The organism is Pseudoroseomonas ludipueritiae (genome assembly GCF_014490445.1).
GTDB lineage: Bacteria > Pseudomonadota > Alphaproteobacteria > Acetobacterales > Acetobacteraceae > Pseudoroseomonas > Pseudoroseomonas ludipueritiae.
In genome coordinates this window covers 1-2,055 of the sequence record NZ_JACTUZ010000307.1, presented here as the reverse complement: position 1 = coordinate 2,055, position 2,055 = coordinate 1, and the positions used below count along the sequence as shown (strand labels likewise).

General features: G+C 74.2%; 1 protein-coding gene. It reads right to left on the bottom strand.

Annotated elements, in window-relative coordinates:
• On the bottom strand, positions 1-1,942 hold a 1,942-nt coding region (locus IBL25_RS25870), incomplete at its 3' end, for a tetratricopeptide repeat protein (RefSeq protein WP_187781308.1).
• Positions 1,943-2,055: the final 113 nt, after the last annotated feature.

Sequence of the window (2,055 nt, the reverse complement as noted above, 5' to 3'; positions counted from 1 at the left end):
GGGCGGAGGAGGGCGCCTCGGCCAGCGCCAGGCGCGCGGCTTCCTCGGCCCGCTTCCAGTCCCCGGCGGCGGCATGGGCACGGGAACGCGCCAGGGCCAGCGCCACGCCGCCCTTGGCGCGTAGCGGCTCGGCATCCAGCACCGCCACGGCCTTGGCGGGCTCATTGGCGCGCATCTGCACGGCGGAGAGCGCCATGGCCAGCAGCGGTTCTTCCGGATGCGCGGCCTGCACCTGTTCCAGCACCGCGCGGGCAGCGGCGGCGCGGGGGCCATCGCCGGCCGCGATGGTGGTCAGCTGGGTCATGGCCTCGGCATGGCCGGGCTCCTGCTTGAGCACCTCGCCCAGCAGGCGCTCGGCCTCCTCCGGCTTGTCCTGGAGCGTGGCCACGCGGGCCAGACCCATGCGGGCCGGGATGGAATTGGGGTGGTCGCGCAGCGCACCCTCGAAGGCGGCGCGGGCGGCCGGCAGGTCCATCCGCAGGGTCAGCAGCGTGCCATCCAGCACGGCGCCGGTCTCACCCTTGCGACCCTCGGCGCCCAGGCGGTTCATCTCGGCCTCGGCGGCCGAGGCATCGCCCTGCGCCAGCGCGGCGAAGGCCAGCATCTGCCGCGTCGCCGGCGTCTCGCCACCCAGCGCCACGGCGCGGTTGGCGGCTTCCTCCGTGCCGGCGGCATCTCCCATGGCCAGCCGGGCGGCGGCCAGGCGGTTCAGGATGGCGGCATTCTTCGGTGCCAGCTCGGCGGCCTTCTCGAAGGCCATGGCGGCCTCGCGCGGGCGGTTCAGCATGGACTGCACCGTGCCCAGCAGCTCCAGCGATTCCACATCCGCCTTGCCGCGCCCGGCCAGCGTGGCCAGCACCGCGGCGGCATCGCGCGGGCGCTTATCCTCCAGCGCCAGCACCGCCAGCAGCCGGGCGCCGCGCGGGTCATCCGGATTGCGGGCCAGGTGGCGGCTGGCGGCATCTTCCGCCTGGGCCTTCTGCCCCAGGGCCTGCTTGGCGGTGGCCTGCAGCAGGTAGCCATTCGGGAAATTGCCCAGCGCGGGGCCGAGCTTCTGCAAGTCAGAATCGGCGCCGGCCCAGTCCTTGGCCCGCAGCCCCAGCAGCGCGCGCATATAGATCGCGGGCGCATTGGTCGGCATGACCTTCAGCGCCACATCGACATCCGCGCGGGCGCGGGCATCTTCCTGCAACTGGATCAGCGTCTCGGCACGCCGCAGCCGGCCGGCGACCGAATTGGGCGCGCCCTGCAACAGCCGGTCGAAGCTGGCCAGCGCCGCCTGCAGGTCGCGCCGCTCGTACTGCAACCCGCCCTTGCGCAGCAGCGCATCGGCATTGTCGGGGTGGCTGGCCAGCACGGCATCCAGCGCCGCCTCGGCCGCCGCGCGGTCGCCCTGCATCAACGCCACGTTGGAGGCGACGATACCCACCTCCGGCACATCCGGCGCGATCTGCCGCGCCAGCGTCGCCGACTGCGCGGCCTCGTCCTTCCGCCCCAGGATCAGCAGCGCCTGCGCCCGCGCGGCGGCAACCTGCGCCGCCACGGGCTTCGGCGTCTCCACCTGCGGGAAGTCGCGCAGCAGCGCCTCGGCGCGGTTGGAGGTGAGATAGGAGCGCAGCAGCAGCGCCGTGGCGGCGGCGGCATCATGGCCATGCTCCAGCGCCGCGCGGGCCTCGCGCTCCGCCAGTTCCGTGTCGCCCAGGTCCAGGCTCACGGCGGCCAGCGCCGCATGGGCAGCGGCATCCTCCGGCTTGTCGCGCACCAGGTTGCGCAACTCGATCTGCGCCTCGCGCAGGTTGCCGCGCGCGCGGGCCTCCTGCGCCCGCTCCAGCGGCCCCGCCATGCTGGGCAGGGCCAGGGGAAGGCTGGCGGCGGAAAGCGCCAGCGCCAGCGGCAGGGCGCGCAGGAGGCGGGGCGCGGCGGCGGGGGGGATGCGGCGCATGGGTTTGCTCCTGCTACGAGTTCTCGCCAGACGTAGCGCTGGGGGCTTCGGGTTCCGCGACCACCTGATTCGGCGAGAGGCGGTGGGTTTCGAGGAGGCCGTAGATGGTGGGT